Origin of the sequence: Micromonospora krabiensis (assembly GCF_900091425.1) — a bacterium.
GTDB classification, from domain to species: domain Bacteria; phylum Actinomycetota; class Actinomycetes; order Mycobacteriales; family Micromonosporaceae; genus Micromonospora; species Micromonospora krabiensis.
On record NZ_LT598496.1, the window covers coordinates 42097 to 57463 of the forward strand.

Here is a 15367-nt window from a genome sequence, read left to right on the forward strand (position 1 = left end):
CTGCACCTTCTTGATTCGACATTTCTCAACGCAGAGGAGTTTCCGATGTTTGTGTTGGACGAACTGCCCGTCGTGGTGATCGGCGCGGGCCCGGTGGGTCTGGCCGCCGCCGCGCACCTGCACGAGCGTGGCCAGCCCTTCCTTGTCCTGGAGGCCGGTGCCACCGCTGGCGCGGCGGTGCGGCAGTGGGGGCACGTGCGGGTGTTCTCGCCGTGGCGGTACAACGTCGACCCGGCCGCGCGCCGGCTGCTCGACGAGGCCGGCTGGGTCGCCCCGGCCGAGGACGCCCTGCCCACCGGCGCGGAGCTGGTCGCCGACTACCTCCAGCCCCTCGCGGAGCTGCCGCAGCTCAAGCCCCATCTGCGCTACGACACCCGCGTGGAGGCGATCAGCCGCCTCGGCCTGGACCGGCTGCGCACCGCCGGCCGCGAGCAGACGCCGTTCCTGATCCGCCTCGCCGACGGCGACGAGCTGCTGGCCCGCGCGGTCATCGACGCCTCCGGCACCTGGGGCACCCCCAACGTGCTCGGCGCCGCCGGCCTGCCGGCCCGTGGCGAGAAGGAGGCCGGCGCGTACCTGGAGCACGCGCTGCCGGACGTGCTCGGCGCCGACCGGGACCGCTTCGCCGGCCGGCACACCCTCGTCGTCGGCGCCGGCCACTCCGCGGCGAACACCCTGCTCTCCCTGGCCGAGCTGGCCGCCGCCGAGCCGGACACGGAGGTGACCTGGGCGATCCGCTCGGCCAGCCCGGCCCGCACCTACGGCGGCGGCGACGCCGACGCCCTGCCCGCCCGCGGCGCGCTCGGCTCGCGGCTACGCGAACACGTGGAAGCCGGCCGGATCCGGCTGCTCACCGGCTTCTCCGTGCACGCGCTCACCCCGACCGACGGCCGCGTCGCCGTGGTCGTCCGGCACGCCGACGGCGGTGAAGAGTCGATCGTGGTGGACCGGATCGTCGCCGCCACCGGCTTCCGCCCCGACCACTCCATCGCCGCCGAACTGCGCCTGGACCTCGACCCGATCATGGGCGCCACCCGCGCCCTCGCCCCGCTGATCGACCCGAACGAGCACTCCTGCGGCACCGTGCCCCCGCACGGGGTCGACGAACTCGCACACCCCGAGATCGGCTACTACGCCGTCGGCATGAAGAGCTACGGCCGCGCCCCCACGTTCCTCATGGCCACCGGCTACGAACAGGTCCGCTCCGTCGCAGCCGCCCTCGCCGGCGACTGGGCCGCCGCCCGCGACGTCCAGCTCGACCTGCCCGAAACCGGCGTCTGCAACAGCAACCCCGCCGACTCCAGCGGCACCGACAGCTGCTGCGGCCCCGCCCCCGCAGCCCAGCCGACCGGACAAGGGCTCGCCACCGGGATTTCCGGCGGCCTGCTCTCCGCACCGCTCAACCTGATCAGCCTCGACACCCCGACCAGCGGCCAGACCGGCGGCTGCTGCGCCAGCTGATGACCAACACCACGACGGCGCCCGCCGACCCCACGGTCGGCGGGCGCCACGGGTGGCGCATCGTCGCCGCCCTCGCCCTCACCTCCACCATCGGCTACGGCACCCTCTACTACGCATTCGCCGTCCTCCTCGGCCCCATGGCCGCCAGCCTCGAGGCCTCCACCACCGCTGTCACCGGCGGGCTCACCGCCAGCGTCCTCACCGGAGCACTGATGGCCATCCCCGTCGGCAGGTGGCTCGACCGGCACGGCGGACGAACCCTCATGACCACCGGCTCGATCACCGCCACCGCACTACTCATCGCGTGGTCCCAGATCCACACCATCGGACAGCTCTATGCCGTCATGATCGGCATCGGCATCACCGGCGCGATGGTCCTCTACGAACCCGCCTTCGCCGTCATCGTCTCCTGGTTCACCCCCGACCGACGACCCACCGCACTGCTCGCGGTCACCGTCGTCGCCGGGTTCGCCAGCACCATCTTCATGCCACTCACCGGCTACCTGGTTGCCCACCTCGACTGGCGCGGCGCGCTCCTCACCCTTGCCGCCGTCCACGGCGTCGTGACCGTGCCGCTGCACGCCCTCACCATCCGCAAACCGCCGCACGTCACAGCGTCCAACCCCACGCTGCGAACGGCCCACACCTCGCGGCCTACGGCGGCGCGCGCCGCGATGCGCGACCCCCGGTTCTGGATCCTCGCCGCCGCGCTCACCGCCCACGGCGCCGCCGCCAGCACCATCGGCGTCCACCTGGTCAGCTATCTGACCAGCCGCGGCCACCCGGCTACTTTCGCCGCCACCGCCGCTGGCCTCCTCGGCGTCCTGTCCGTCACCGGAAGACTCGTCCTCACCGGTGCCCGACGCCGACTCCCCGTCACCACCATCGTCGCTGGCGTCTTCGCCATCCAAGCAGTCGCCGTCCTCGCTATGCCACTCGCCGCCGGAACCCGCGTCGGAGCCATCGTCACCGTCACCGGATTCGGGCTCGGCTTCGGCATCGCCAGCCTCGCCACCCCAGCACTCCTCGCCGGCCGCTACGGCACCACCGCCTACGCCACCATCGCGGGACGACTCGCCGCCCCCGTCACCACCGCGAAGGCCACCGCGCCCCTGGCCGGCGCTGCCGTCATCAACCACGGAGGCAACCAGATCCTGCTGGCCGCCGTAGCGACCGGCTGCCTGCTCGCCGCCATAGGCATGCTCGCCGTAGGGGAAGGCGGCACGCGCAGGCGCGCGCCTGCCTGAGAGCGTCGCAATCCGTGAGCGACACGTGCTACGAGAGGGAGCGCTCGTCGCAGGTGCCCTCGACTCACCTGCTTGGGCCGGAGGCGCCGCATGGGAGCTGCCCTCACCCGCATAATCGCGACGATTGACGAGCAGGCCTGCTGGACAGGTGGCGGACACTGAACGGGACCTCCTGCGTCCGGACCTCTGGGATCTGCTCCTACCGGCCCTCAAGGCCGCACGCCGTGCCGGACGGGAGTACGAGGGCCGCGGCAAGTACGTCCCTCGCCAGTCGGTGACGAAGTATCGCGGAAACGACGCTGGCTGGCCTCAGACCACGGAAAACACGCTCGGAAGCGGCGCCGACGACGGACCCATCAACTGGCCGGAGATGTTCGGCCCCGACCCAGGACTCCTCACCCGCATCCCGGTATCCGACGTGCCCTGTCGGATCCGCAACGCCAACGGGTCGCCCCTGGTTCCGGCGGAAGCCACTGGCCAGGAGGCCGAAGGCGACGCCGGTGCGGGTAGCTACTCGGCCGAGGCGGACGCGTTCGAGCCCGAGCACGCCGCCCGAGTCCAGCCCCCACACTGCCATTCGCCCCGCCCTGGGCCCGCCCGGGAGCGGAGCGTTCCGACGTTTCCGGGGCGGGATCGCAGCTGTACCCGTCGATCCCTCATGCCGAGCACACTGTTGCCTCCGCCGATGGCGATCCTCTACGGTTTGCTGAAGCGGTGGGCGGTGCGGTCCGCATCCGACCGACGCCGCCGGGTGCCCGTCGTGCGGGCCGGGATGGTGGAGTCCCGGGCCACCCCGTCGACGGTCGACGCGGCGGTCGTGTGACTCCAGCTCGTCCTCCGGGTGGTGCTGCCTGGCGCGGCTCCGCGCGGAGCTGAGGGCGAGCGGGCCACGCCGATCCCCACCGGAGAATCCCGTGTTTCTCAGCCCGCACGAACAGGACCGCCTGCTTGTCCACGTCGCGGCCGACGTCGCTCGCCGCCGCCGCGAGCGCGGCCTGCGACTCAACTATCCCGAAGCCGTCGCGATCATCACCGCCTTCCTGCTCGAAGGGGCCCGCGACGGACGGTCGGTGGTCGACCTCATGTCCGCCGGCCGAAGCGTGCTCGGCCGCGAGGACGTCCAGGACGGCATCCCCGAGCTGCTGAGGGAGGTGCAGGTGGAGGCGACGTTCCCGGACGGTACCAAGCTCGTGACGGTGCACCACCCGATCCCGTGATCCCCGGGGAGATCCTGCCGGCGGCCGGCCCGGTCGAGATCAACGTGGGCCGGCCGGTGACCACTCTGGTCGTGGTCAACACCGCCGACCGTCCGGTGCAGGTCGGCTCGCACTACCACTTCGCCGAGGCGAACCCGGCGTTGATGTTCGACCGAGCCGTCGCCTGGGGTCAGCGTCTCGCCGTTCCGGCGGGTACGTCGGTCCGGTTCGAGCCGGGCGTGAGCCGCAACGTCGAACTGGTCCCGTTCGGCGGCGCACGCGTCGTGCCCGGTCTCCGCGGCGAGTGCGCCGGGCCGCTGGACGAAGCGTCACCGACCGCGCCTGGAACAGACGGGGCGACGAGCGGGGCGCCGACGACCGATGGGCCGGCGCGGTGAGCGCCGTGCGGCGGGACCGCTACATCGACCTGTACGGGCCGACCACCGGCGACCGCATCCGGCTGGCCGACACGAGCCTGCTGATCGAGGTGGAGGCCGACCACTGCGTGGGCGGCGACGAGGCGGTCTTCGGCGGTGGGAAGGTGATCCGCGAGTCGATGGGCCAGTCCCGGGCGACCCGCGCCGAGGGCGCCCTCGACACCGTCATCACCGGCGCGGTGGTGCTCGACCACTGGGGCGTGGTCAAGGCCGACGTGGGCCTGCGCGACGGGCGGATCGTCGCCCTCGGCCGGGCCGGCAACCCGGACACCATGCCCGGCGTCCACCCCGAGCTGGTCATCGGCCCGGCCACCGAGGTCATCGCCGGCAACGGTCGGATCCTCACGGCCGGCGCCGTCGACACCCACGTGCACCTCATCTGCCCGGAGATCGTCACCGAGGCGCTCGCCAGCGGCATCACCACGCTCGTCGGCGGCGGCACCGGCCCCGCCGAGGGCACCCGGGCCACGACGGTCACCCCGAACGCCTGGCACCTGGCCCGCATGCACGAGGCGCTGGACGGGCTGCCGGTCAACGTGCTGCTGCTCGGCAAGGGCAACACCGTCTCCCACGAGGCGCTGTGGGAGCAGTTACGCGCCGGCGCGGGCGGGTTCAAGCTGCACGAGGACTGGGGCACCACCCCGGCGGCGATCGACGCCTGCCTGCGGGTGGCGGACGCCTCCGGTGTGCAGGTGTCGATCCACACCGACACCCTCAACGAGGCCGGGTTCGTGGCCGACACGCTGCAGGCGATCGGCGGCCGGGCGATCCACTCGTACCACACCGAGGGCGCGGGAGGCGGGCACGCGCCGGACATCATCACGGTGGCCAGCGAGCCCAATGTGCTGCCGTCGTCGACCAACCCGACCCGGCCGTACACCGCCAACACCCTCGCCGAACACCTGGACATGCTGATGGTCTGCCACCATCTCAACCCGTCCGTGCCGGAGGACCTGGCCTTCGCCGAGAGCCGGATCCGACCGTCCACCATGGCCGCCGAGGACCTGCTGCACGATCTCGGCGCGATCTCCATCATCGGCTCGGACTCGCAGGCGATGGGCCGGGTGGGCGAGGTGATCCTGCGGACCTGGCAGAGCGCGCACGTCATGAAGGAGCGGGTGGGCGCGCTGCCCGGCGACGGGGCGGCCGACAACCGCCGGGCCCGGCGGTACGTGGCGAAGTACACCATCTGCGCGGCGATGGCGAACGGGCTGGACCGCGAGATCGGCTCGGTCGAGCCGGGCAAGCTCGCCGACCTGGTGCTGTGGGATCCGGCGTTCTTCGGCGTACGACCGCATCTGGTGCTCAAGGGCGGCATGATCGCGTACGCCCAGATGGGGGACGCCAACGCCTCCATCCCGACGCCGCAGCCGATGCTGCCGCGACCGATGTTCGGGGCGTACGGGGTCGCGGCGGCGGCCACCAGCCTGGCGTTCGTCGCGCCGGCGGCCCTCGACGCCGGGCTGCGCCTGGACGTCCGGCGACGGGTGGTGCCGGTCGCCGACGTGCGCTCGCGGGGTAAGGCGGACCTGCCGGAGAACGCCGCGATGCCCCGGATCGAGGTGGACCCGGACACCTTCACCGTGCGCATCGACGGGGAGGTGGTGGAGCCGGACCCGGTGCCACGCCTGCCGATGGCCCAGCGGTACTTCCTGTTCTGATGCCGACGTCGAGCCTGCTCCTGTTGCTCGCCGACGGTCGCTTCCCGGCCGGCGCGCACGCGCACTCCGGCGGCCTGGAGGCCGCCGTCGCCGCCGGCCGGGTCACCGACCTGGACTCGTTGGAGGCGTTCCTCGTCGGCCGGCTGGCCACCGCCGGGCTGGTCGGCGCGGCGTTCGCGGCGGCGGCGCACCGGGCGGTGACGCCGGCCGGGGTCACCACGGGACCGGTCGGCCGGGGCCATCCCGCCGGGCGGGGGACCACACCGGCCGCAACCGCGCCGTGCGCGTCGGAGCACGCCGATCGGGCCGTACGCGGGTCCGCGCTGGCGCGGCTCGACGCGGAGCTGGACGCCCGGACCGCGTCGCCGGCCCTGCGCGGGGTGTCCCGCCGCCAGGGCCGGGCCCTGCTGCGCGCCGGCCGGGCCATCTGGCCGGACGCGCCGTTCGACGACCTGCCCGCGACACCGCAGGGGGCGCACCAGCCGTTGGTGCTGGGGCTGCTCTGCGCCGCCGCCGGTCTGAGCCGCGCCGAGACCGCCACGGTCGCCGCCTACGGGACGGTGACCGGCGCGGCCAGTGCCGGCGTGCGGCTGCTCGGCCTCGACCCGTACCAGGTGCAGGCCCTGCTGGTCGGTCTCGCCGAGCTGTGCGACGGCACCGCCGCCGACGCGGCCCGGGCCGCTGACGATCCACCGGAGCGGCTGCCCGCGGCCGCCGCGCCCCTTGCTGACATCTACGCCGAAGCTCATGCCACCTGGGAGGTGCGTCTCTTTGCGTCCTGACACCGTTTCGCCGACCGCTGCGCCCACCGCCGACCTGACCCCCGCACCGCACGACGAAACCGTTGCGCACACCCATCCCGAGCCGGGCGTGGACCCGCATCCGCCGTTGGCGCGGGCCGGCCGGGCGCTGCGCGTCGGCATCGGCGGGCCGGTCGGGTCCGGCAAGACCGCCCTGGTGGCGGCCCTGTGCCGGGCGTTCGCCGGGGAGCTGCGCCTCGGCGTGGTCACCAACGACATCTACACCACCGAGGACGCCGACTTCCTCAAGCGGGCCGGCGTGCTGGACCCGACCCGGATCCGTGCCGTGGAGACTGGCTGCTGCCCGCACACCGCCATCCGGGACGACATCGGGGCCAACCTCGACGCCGTGGACGAGCTGGCCGAGACGGTCGGCCCGCTGGATCTGGTGCTGGTCGAGAGTGGCGGGGACAACCTGACCGCCACGTTCAGCCGGGGCCTGGTGGACCGGCAGATCTTCGTGGTCGACGTGGCCGGCGGGGACAAGGTGCCCCGCAAGGGCGGCCCCGGCGTCACCTCCGCCGACCTGCTCGTGATCAACAAGACGGACCTGGCGCCCATGGTCGGCGCGGACCTGGCCGTGATGGACCGGGACGCGCGGGCCCGGCGCGGCGACCTGCCGACCGTGTTCCTGTCGATCGTCGGCGACCCGACGGCGGGCCGGGTCGCCGACTGGATCCGTCACGAGCTGGCCCACCACGCGGCCGGGCACCCGATCGCCGCGCCGGCCGGCCCGGCCTGATGCGCGCGTCCGCCCGGGTGGTGGCCCGCGCCGACGGCCGGGGCGGCACCGTCCTGGCCGAGCTGCGCGGCGAGACGCCGCTGCTGCTGCGGCAGACGCCCGGGGACGGTCGAGTCGTGACCGTGTACGTGGTGGGCGGGGCGGCCGGCCCGCTCGCCGGCGACGACCTGCGCCTGGAGATCGACGTGGGGCCGGGTGCGGCGGTGCGGGTGCACAGCGTCGCCGCCTCGGTCGCCCTGCCCGGCCGGCCCGGCGCCGTGTCACGGATGGCGGTACGCGCCGTGGTGCACGACGGTGGCGCCCTGCACTGGCTGCCCGAGCAACTGGTCGCGGCGGCCGGCTGCGCGCACCTCGCCGAGTCCCGGGTCGAGCTGGCCGCCGGGGCACGGCTGACCTGGCGGGACGAGGTGATCTGCGGCCGGTACGGCGAGACGCCCGGCGCCGCCGTCGTGCACACCCGGGTGGACTACGACGGTCGGCCGCTGCTGCGCCAGTCGCTGGCCGTGGGGCCGGGCGCGCCGGGCTGGGCCGGTCCCGCGGTCCTCGGCGGCGTGCCGGCCACCGGGTCGCTGCTGGTGGTGGACCCGTCGCGCACCGCCGAGCTCGCGACGGTCGACGGCACCCTCGCCCGGCTGCCTCTGGCCGGTGGTCCGGCGACACTGTGGAGCGTCACCGCGCCCGACGCGCACACGCTGCGCGCCCATCTCGACGACGCGGCTCTCGCCGAGGTCAGCGCCTGATTCCCGCCGTTGTGCGCAATCTCCGGCCCGGCGGTCGGGATGCTCCTATCCTCGGAACGCGGCCTCATTGTCGCGGCGACCCGCCGGGTCGAGGCGGGCGATCAGGTCGGCGAGGTGGTCGACCAGGGCGGTGTCGGCCGGTACGCCCGCCTCGGCGAGGCTGGCCCGGACCCGCTCGTCGATGCGGGCGTGCTCGCGGCGGCCCCGGGTCGTCAGGTAGGCCCGGATCCGTCGGCGGTCGAGCACGTCGATCCGGCGGAACACCAGGTTACGGTCGACGAGCTGGTCGACCAGCTTGGTGAGGGTGCCCGGCGGCAGCGACGCCTCGGCGGACACCTCGCTCATCGGGTGGCCCTGACCGTCGGCGAGTAGGCAGAGCACCCGCCAGGCCTCGGTGGTCAGTTCGTCGTCGGCCAGTACGGCGGCCATCCGGCGGGAGAGCAGCCGTTCGGCGCGGGTGAGCGAGCGCAGCAGGTCGGCTGGCGCCCCGGGCACGTCTGACATGGAACTCCCTGGGCCGGTGGCCCTGTCATGGTAGCGAGTCGTCCCGGTCCGTGGTGAGCTCTGGTCTTCCGACCAGGGCCGGGCAATCATGTGCTCATGTCCGCGCCGGCACCGCCGTGGCTCACCGTCGATCGGGCCGTGGTCAGCATCGCGCTGGTGTACCCGATGCGCGGGCCGGCGGGAATGTTCGGCCCGACCTGCGAACTCTGCGCTCAGCTCGCGGTCGAGGAGATCAACGCCGGTGGCGGGGTGCTGGGTCGGGAGGTGCGGCTCGTGCCGGTCGACGGTGGTGCCCCGCCCGCCGAGGTGGCCGCCGAGGTCGAGGCCCTGGTGTCGGTGGGCGCCGTGCAGGGCGTGACCGGGTGGCACATCTCCTCGGTGCGGCAGGCGCTCGCGCCGCGGATCGCCCATCGCGTGCCGTACGTCTACACCGCCCTGTACGAGGGCGGTGAGCGGACCGAGGGGGTCTATCTGACCAGCGAGACGCCGGACGCGCAGTTGTGGCCGGCCATCCGGCTGCTCGCGGGTGAGCTGGGCGTGCGGCGCTGGTTCGTGGTCGGCAACGACTACGTGTGGCCCCGGCGGACCGCGCGGGCGGCACAGCGGTACGCGCTGCGCGCCGGCGGTCGGGTGGTGGGGCAGGCGTTCCTGCCGTTGGAGACGCACGACTTCGACGTCGTGCTGCGCCAGATCGAGCGCAGCGAGGCCGACGCGGTGGTGATGCTGCTCGTCGGCGCGGACGCGGTGCGGTTCAACCGGGCGTTCGCCCGCGCCGGGATGGACCAGCGCTGCCTGCGGTTGAGCACCCTGATGGACGAGAACATGCTGCTGGGCAGTGGTGCCGGCGCGACGCGGCGGCTGTACAGCACCGCGGGCTTCTTCGCCGGCCTCGTGACGCAGGAGAACCTCGACTTCCACGGCGAGTTCGCCCGCCGGTTCGGGGTGGAGGCGCCGCCGCTGGGCAGTCTGGGGGAGTCCTGCTACGAGGGCGTGATGCTGCTCGCCGCCCTGATCGCGCAGGCCCGCACCCTCGACGTACGGGCGATCGAGACGGCCGCCGACACGGTGGCGTACCACGGGCCGCGCGGTCGGCTGCGGCTGCGGCGGCGGCACGTGCGTCAGCGGATCTATCTCGCCGAGGCCGACGGTCTCGACTTCACCGTGCTCGCTCAGCTCTGACCGCCCGTCCGGACCCTTGACAGGTCCACCCGGCCCCGCCCTAAGATACTTCCTGCGTGAAGTATCTGGCCCGGGGTCGGATACCACGATGGGTGTGTCCACCGTCGGCGAAATCTGCCCGCCGACCATTGTGGTGGCAATTTTTCAGCGAATTAATCACGGCCGGCATTGTCTTGCGAAGACAACGTCGGCCATTGTGGCGTGCGCTGTATCCAGGTGCGTGGGAAACAGTCAATTAAGGACTGGGAAACGCTTACGCAATCATGTCGGTCGACGCTTTGCGTGCCCGAACCGGATGCGATGACCGCAGGCGGCGTCCACCCGTCGACCCCGGCATCGCCAACGTCAGCTCCACCGGACCGCACCGACCGTCCATTCGCTACCTGAGTGCACCGCAGGGAGATTAGATGTCACCTCTATGGGGCCGCCGCATCCTGGCGGGTGCCATGACCCTCGTCGCCGCGGCCGCGCTGAGCGCGTGCGGCAGCAAGACCAGTGACGAGGGCGGCGCGGCCGGCGTCACCGCCGACGTCTCCGGCGACACCGTCAAGGTGGGCCTGCTCAACTCGCTCTCCGGCACCATGGCGATCAGCGAGGTCACCGTCCGCGACTCCATCATGCTCGCCGTCGAGGAGATCAACGCGGCCGGCGGCGTCCTCGGCAAGAAGATCCAACCGGTCGGCGAGGACGGCGCCTCGGACTGGCCCACCTTCGCCGAGAAGGCCGAGAAGCTCATCTCCGAGGACCGGGTCGCCGCCGTCTTCGGCTGCTGGACGTCGGCCAGTCGCAAGGCGGTCAAGCCGGTGTTCGAGAAGAACAAGGCGCTGCTGTTCTATCCGGTGCAGTACGAGGGTCTGGAACAGTCGCCCTACATCTTCTACACCGGCGCGACGACCAACCAGCAGATCGTGCCCGGGCTCGACTACCTCAAGGCCCAGGGAACGAAGTCGGTCTACCTGGTCGGCAGCGACTACGTGTTCCCCCGGACGGCCAACAAAATCATCAAGGCGTACGCGGCGGCGAACGGGATGAGCGTGGTCGGCGAGGATTACGCGCCGCTCGGGTCCACCGAATTCGGCACGATCGTCAACAAGGTCAAGTCCTCCGGTGCGAACGCCGTCTTCAACACGCTCAACGGCGACAGCAACGTGGCCTTCTTCAAGGAGTACAAGTCGGCCGGGCTGACCGCCACCGCCATGCCGGTGGTGTCGGTGTCCATCGCCGAGGAGGAGGTCAAGGGCATCGGCACCCAGTACCTGGAGGGCCAGCTCACCGCCTGGAACTACTACCAGACCACGCCCGGCGCGGCGAACAGCAAGTTCGTGGCCGCGTACAAGGCGAAGTACGGCGCGGACAAGCCGACGAGCGACCCGATGGAGGCCGCCTACGTCAGCGTCTACCTGTGGAAGGCGATGGTCGAGAAGGCCGGCGCGTTCGACGTCGAGAAGGTCCGGGCCGCCTCCGACGGGATCACCTTCGACGCGCCGGAGGGCCTGGTCACCGTCGACGGCAAGACCCAGCACATCGCCAAGACCGCCCGCATCGGCAAGGTCGGCGCTGACGGCCTGATCACCGAGGTGTGGAACTCCGGCAAGCCGATCGCGCCGGACCCGTACCTCAAGACCTATCCGTGGGCGAGCGGCCTGAGCTGACGACGCCGGCCCCGGGCGGGCACCGCGACGACGCGTCCCGCCCGGGCCCCCGACCAGCAGTACGGAGTACCCACCGTGACAGTCCTCTTCGGTCAACTCTTCACCGGCATCAGCATCGGCGCGGTACTGCTGCTCATCGCGCTCGGGCTGGCGCTGACCTTCGGCCAGATGAACGTCATCAACATGGCCCACGGCGAGTTCATCATGGCCGGCGCCTACACCACGTACGTGCTGCAACAGAGCATCACCGGCGCCGGTGTGTCCCTGCTGGTGGCGTTGCCGGTGGCGTTCGTGGTCGCCGGCACGATGGGCGTGCTGCTGGAGATCCTGCTGATCCGCCGGCTCTACGCCCGCCCACTGGACACCCTGCTGGTCACCTGGGGCGTGTCCCTGATGCTGCAACAGCTCGCGCGCGACGTCTTCGGCAGCCCGAACGTGCAGACCCGCGCGCCGGACCTGCTCACCGGCAACGTGGCGCTGCCCGGCGGGCTGACCGTCGCCAACAACCGGCTGTTCATCCTGGCCCTGGCCCTGGCCGCCGTCGCCGCGCTCACCCTGGCGCTGCGGCTGACTCCGTTGGGACGGCGGATCCGCGCGGTGGTGCAGAACCGTGACCTCGCCGCGGTGTCCGGCGTCCCCACCGCCCGGGTCGACCGGACGACGTTCTTTCTCGGCTCCGGCCTGGCCGGGCTCGCCGGGGTGGCGCTGACCCTCCTCGGCCCGATCGGCCCGACCATGGGCACCAACCTGATCATCGACGCCTTTCTGGTCGTCGTGGTCGGCGGGATCGGCCAGCTCAAGGGCAGCGTGATCGTTGCCTTCGCCCTCGGCGTGCTCCAGGCCACCGGGGAGTACCTCACGACCCTCAGCGTCGCCAAGGTGATCGTCTTCGTGGCGATCGTCGCGTTCCTTCAGTGGCGGCCACAGGGCCTGTTCACCCTGCGGACCAGGAGCCTCGCATGACCGCCGTGACACCCGCGCCGCCGAGCGCCGCCGGCACATCGGCCCCGGCCGACGCCCCGCCACCGAAGCGGCCGGGTGGCCGCTCGCGGCTGCGCGCGGCGGCCGGCTTCGCGTTCGGCGCGGCGCTGCTGTTCGCCGTCGCGCCGCTGGTGTTGTCGGACTTCCGGCTGGCGCTGCTCGCCAAGTACCTCTGCGTCGCCATGGTGGCCGTCGGCATCGGCATCGCCTGGGGGCGCGGCGGCATGCTCACCCTCGGCCAGGGTGTCTTCTTCGGCCTGGGCGGCTACGCGATGGCCATGCACCTCAAGCTCGCCGATGCGGGTCCGGGTGGGATGCCCGACTTCATGCAGCTGTACGGGCAGCTCGACGAAGTACCCGTGTGGTGGCGGCCGTTCGCCAGCCCGTGGTTCGCGCTGCCGGCCACGGTGCTGCTGCCGATGGCCGTGGCCTTCGGGCTCGGCTCACTGGTGTTCCGCCGCCGTGTGCGGGGCGCGTACTTCGCCATCCTCAGCCAGGCTCTCGCCGCCGCCATGGTGATTCTGTTGATCGGCCAGCAGGGGACCACGGGCGGCACCAACGGGCTCACCGACATCGAGGGCTTCTTCGGCTACGACCTGGACGACCCGGTCAACCAGCGGATGGTCTACTTCATCATCGCCGGCGTTCTGCTCGCGCTGCTCGCGCTGGCCCGCCAGCTCATCCACAGCCGCTACGGGGAACTGCTGGTGGCGGTGCGTGACAGCGAGGAGCGGGTCCGTTTCCTCGGCTACGACCCGGCGTCGGTCAAGCTCGTCGCCTACGTGGTGGCGGCGGGCATGGCCGGCCTCGCCGGTGCGCTGTTCGTGCCGGCGGTGGGCATCATCTCGCCCGCGCTGATCGGCATCGTCCCGTCGATCGAGTTCGTCATCGGGGTCGCGGTGGGCGGCCGGGCCACGCTGCTCGGTCCGGTGCTCGGCGCGGTGGCGGTGGCCTGGGCGCGTACCGCCCTCTCCGAACGGTTCCCGGGCACCTGGACGTACCTGCAGGGTCTGCTCTTCGTGGTGGTGGTGGCGTTCCTGCCCGGCGGCCTGGCGTCGCTGTGGGCGCTGGCCCGTCGCCGCGACGCCGGCCCGGAGCAGAGCCGGCGCGGCTGGTCAGCGCTGGGCCGGCGACGCGCCGAGCGGGCGGAGGTGCCGGCGGCATGAGCGAACGCACCGAGCGCAGCGAGGGCCGTGAGCGCATGCCCAGCGAGCACGGCATGAGCGAACGCACCGAGCGCAGCGAGGGCCGTGAGCGTATGCCCAGCCAGCACGGCATGAGCGACGACCGACTGGACGGGCTGTCCGTCCGGGACGTGCGGGTCAGCTTCGACGGGTTCACCGCTGTCGACGGCGTCTCGCTGGAGGTGCCCGCCGGGGACATCCGGTTCCTGATCGGGCCGAACGGTGCCGGCAAGACCACCCTGGTCGACGCGATCACCGGTCTGGTGCGGGCCACCGGCTCGGTGCGCTTCGGCGACCAGGAGCTGCTGGGTCGCCCGGTGCACCGGATCAGCCGGCTCGGCGTCGGCCGGACCTTCCAGACGTCGACGATCTTCGAGGAGCTGTCGGTCGTGCAGAACCTCGACATCGCCGCCGGCGCCCGCCGGAGCTGGGCCACCCTGGCCCGGCGCCGGCGGGGGGTCCCCGACGAGGTGGCCGCCGCACTGGAGACCATCGGGCTGACCGGCCGGGCCGACCAGCTCGCCGGCACGCTCGCGCACGGGCAGAAGCAGTGGTTGGAGATCGGCATGCTGCTGGTGCAGGACGCGCGGCTGCTGCTGCTCGACGAGCCGGTCGCCGGGATGAGCCACGAGGAGCGCGACGCCACGGGCGCCCTGCTGGAGACGGTGAGCCGCGACCGCACGGTTGTGGTGATCGAGCACGACATGGACTTCCTGCGTCGCTTCGCGCGCAGCGTGACCGTGCTGCACGCGGGCAAGGTGCTCAGCGAGGGCACGGTCGCGCAGGTCCAGGCGGACCCGCGTGTGCAGGAGGTCTACCTTGGCCACCCGGTCGACGCCGGGTCGGTCCCCAGCCCTCTGGAGGCATGATGCTGACCCTGCGTGGCGTGCACGCCGGCTACGGGCGGTCCCGGGTGCTGCACGGCGTGGACCTGGCCGTCCCGCCCGACGGGGTGGCCGCGGTGCTCGGGCACAACGGCGCTGGTAAGAGCACCCTGCTGCGGGTCGCGGCGGGCCTGCTGCGCCCGACCGCCGGCACCGTCGAGTTGGACGGCGAGGACGTCACCCGTCTCGCGCCGCACGAGCGGGTGGCGCGCGGCATGGCGTATGTCCCGCAGGGCCAGCAGTGCTTCCCGCACCTGACGGCGGCGGAGAACCTGCGCCTCGTCGCCGACGCCCGGCGCGACGGCGCGGTGGCGACGGCGGAGGTGCTGGACCTGTTCCCGGCGCTGCGTCCGCTGCTGCGGCGGCGGGCCGGGCTGCTCTCCGGCGGTCAGCGTCAGCAACTCGCCATCGCCCGTGCGTTGATCACCCGGCCGCGGCTGCTCATGCTCGACGAGCCGACCGAGGGCATCCAGCCGTCGGTGGTCGCCGAGATCCAGGAGCGGATCGTCGAGCTGACCCGGCAGTCCGGCTTCAGCGTGCTGCTCGTCGAGCAGCACCTCGGGTTCGCGCTGCGGGTGGCGAACCGCTACCACGTCCTCGAATCGGGCCGGGTCACCTCGCACGGCGACGGGGGAGTCACGGCGGAGCGGGAGGTGCGCGCGGCCCTCGCGGTCTGACCCGGGTCGGGTCGCGCCCGTC

Annotated in this window: 16 protein-coding genes; 15 read left to right on the forward strand and 1 reads right to left on the reverse strand. The window is 72.6% G+C overall.

Going from position 1 to position 15367, the window contains the following annotated elements:
* Positions 1-45 precede the first annotated feature (45 nt).
* From GA0070620_RS00180 to GA0070620_RS00215, 9 genes are all read left to right on the forward strand, one after another.
* Positions 46-1461: an FAD-dependent oxidoreductase gene (locus GA0070620_RS00180; protein ID WP_091587281.1), complete on the forward strand. Its 1416-nt coding sequence runs from the start codon at positions 46-48 to the stop codon at positions 1459-1461.
* The gene (locus GA0070620_RS00185) at positions 1461-2708 is read left to right on the forward strand and encodes an MFS transporter (RefSeq protein WP_091587283.1); all 1248 of its coding nucleotides are present in this window, start codon (positions 1461-1463) and stop codon (positions 2706-2708) included. Before GA0070620_RS00180 ends, GA0070620_RS00185 begins: the two co-directional genes overlap by 1 nt.
* Before the next feature lie 685 nt (positions 2709-3393).
* Positions 3394-3531, forward strand: coding sequence for a hypothetical protein (locus GA0070620_RS32500; protein ID WP_157741466.1), 138 nt, complete (start codon positions 3394-3396; stop codon positions 3529-3531).
* A 91-nt stretch (positions 3532-3622) separates the two neighbouring features.
* Positions 3623-3925: an urease subunit gamma gene (locus tag GA0070620_RS00190; RefSeq protein ID WP_043322840.1), complete on the forward strand. Its 303-nt coding sequence runs from the start codon at positions 3623-3625 to the stop codon at positions 3923-3925.
* A complete protein-coding gene (locus GA0070620_RS00195) occupies positions 3922-4302 on the forward strand; it encodes an urease subunit beta (protein WP_091587285.1) in 381 nt (126 codons plus the stop codon). The genes GA0070620_RS00190 and GA0070620_RS00195 overlap by 4 nt, the downstream gene beginning before the upstream one ends.
* Entirely contained in the window at positions 4299-6002 is a 1704-nt protein-coding gene (locus tag GA0070620_RS00200) for an urease subunit alpha (protein WP_091587287.1), read from the forward strand. The genes GA0070620_RS00195 and GA0070620_RS00200 overlap by 4 nt, the downstream gene beginning before the upstream one ends.
* Entirely contained in the window at positions 6002-6784 is a 783-nt protein-coding gene (locus GA0070620_RS00205; RefSeq protein WP_091587289.1) for an urease accessory protein UreF, read from the forward strand. Before GA0070620_RS00200 ends, GA0070620_RS00205 begins: the two co-directional genes overlap by 1 nt.
* A complete protein-coding gene (gene ureG, locus GA0070620_RS00210) occupies positions 6774-7544 on the forward strand; it encodes an urease accessory protein UreG (RefSeq protein WP_091587292.1) in 771 nt (256 codons plus the stop codon). The genes GA0070620_RS00205 and ureG overlap by 11 nt, the downstream gene beginning before the upstream one ends.
* Entirely contained in the window at positions 7544-8284 is a 741-nt protein-coding gene (locus GA0070620_RS00215) for an urease accessory protein UreD (RefSeq protein ID WP_091587295.1), read from the forward strand. Before ureG ends, GA0070620_RS00215 begins: the two co-directional genes overlap by 1 nt.
* A 45-nt stretch (positions 8285-8329) precedes the next feature.
* On the opposite strand, the gene GA0070620_RS00220 is transcribed toward GA0070620_RS00215, so the two are convergent.
* Entirely contained in the window at positions 8330-8788 is a 459-nt protein-coding gene (locus GA0070620_RS00220) for a MarR family winged helix-turn-helix transcriptional regulator (protein ID WP_091587297.1), read from the reverse strand.
* A 96-nt stretch (positions 8789-8884) separates the two neighbouring features.
* On the opposite strand from GA0070620_RS00220, the gene GA0070620_RS00225 reads away from it, so the two are divergent.
* From GA0070620_RS00225 to urtE, 6 genes are all read left to right on the forward strand, one after another.
* A complete protein-coding gene (locus GA0070620_RS00225) occupies positions 8885-9967 on the forward strand; it encodes a substrate-binding domain-containing protein (protein ID WP_091597701.1) in 1083 nt (360 codons plus the stop codon).
* A 407-nt stretch (positions 9968-10374) separates the two neighbouring features.
* Positions 10375-11619, forward strand: coding sequence for an urea ABC transporter substrate-binding protein (gene urtA, locus GA0070620_RS00230; protein WP_091587299.1), 1245 nt, complete (start codon positions 10375-10377; stop codon positions 11617-11619).
* A 75-nt stretch (positions 11620-11694) separates the two neighbouring features.
* Complete coding sequence (urtB, locus tag GA0070620_RS00235; protein WP_091587302.1) at positions 11695-12582, forward strand: urea ABC transporter permease subunit UrtB; 888 nt, start codon at positions 11695-11697, stop codon at positions 12580-12582.
* Positions 12579-13766 carry an urea ABC transporter permease subunit UrtC gene (gene urtC, locus GA0070620_RS00240; protein ID WP_157741467.1) on the forward strand — a complete coding sequence of 396 codons (1188 nt, stop codon included), beginning with the start codon at positions 12579-12581 and terminating at the stop codon, positions 13764-13766. The genes urtB and urtC overlap by 4 nt, the downstream gene beginning before the upstream one ends.
* Complete coding sequence (gene urtD, locus GA0070620_RS00245; RefSeq protein WP_231922056.1) at positions 13763-14653, forward strand: urea ABC transporter ATP-binding protein UrtD; 891 nt, start codon at positions 13763-13765, stop codon at positions 14651-14653. The genes urtC and urtD overlap by 4 nt, the downstream gene beginning before the upstream one ends.
* Positions 14653-15345 carry an urea ABC transporter ATP-binding subunit UrtE gene (gene urtE / locus GA0070620_RS00250; protein ID WP_091587304.1) on the forward strand — a complete coding sequence of 231 codons (693 nt, stop codon included), beginning with the start codon at positions 14653-14655 and terminating at the stop codon, positions 15343-15345. Before urtD ends, urtE begins: the two co-directional genes overlap by 1 nt.
* The last annotated feature ends 22 nt before the right edge of the window (positions 15346-15367 follow it).

Coding starts and splice junctions, on each gene's coding strand:
- GA0070620_RS00180 (WP_091587281.1), top strand. CDS start 46: ATGTTTGTGTTGGACGAACTGCCCGTCGTGGTGATCGGCGCGGGCCCG.
- GA0070620_RS00185 (WP_091587283.1), top strand. CDS start 1,461: ATGACCAACACCACGACGGCGCCCGCCGACCCCACGGTCGGCGGGCGC.
- GA0070620_RS32500 (WP_157741466.1), top strand. CDS start 3,394: ATGGCGATCCTCTACGGTTTGCTGAAGCGGTGGGCGGTGCGGTCCGCA.
- GA0070620_RS00205 (WP_091587289.1), top strand. CDS start 6,002: ATGCCGACGTCGAGCCTGCTCCTGTTGCTCGCCGACGGTCGCTTCCCG.
- GA0070620_RS00215 (WP_091587295.1), top strand. CDS start 7,544: ATGCGCGCGTCCGCCCGGGTGGTGGCCCGCGCCGACGGCCGGGGCGGC.
- GA0070620_RS00220 (WP_091587297.1), bottom strand. CDS start 8,788: ATGTCAGACGTGCCCGGGGCGCCAGCCGACCTGCTGCGCTCGCTCACC.
- GA0070620_RS00225 (WP_091597701.1), top strand. CDS start 8,885: ATGTCCGCGCCGGCACCGCCGTGGCTCACCGTCGATCGGGCCGTGGTC.
- urtA (WP_091587299.1), top strand. CDS start 10,375: ATGTCACCTCTATGGGGCCGCCGCATCCTGGCGGGTGCCATGACCCTC.
- urtC (WP_157741467.1), top strand. CDS start 12,579: ATGACCGCCGTGACACCCGCGCCGCCGAGCGCCGCCGGCACATCGGCC.
- urtD (WP_231922056.1), top strand. CDS start 13,763: ATGAGCGAACGCACCGAGCGCAGCGAGGGCCGTGAGCGCATGCCCAGC.
- urtE (WP_091587304.1), top strand. CDS start 14,653: ATGCTGACCCTGCGTGGCGTGCACGCCGGCTACGGGCGGTCCCGGGTG.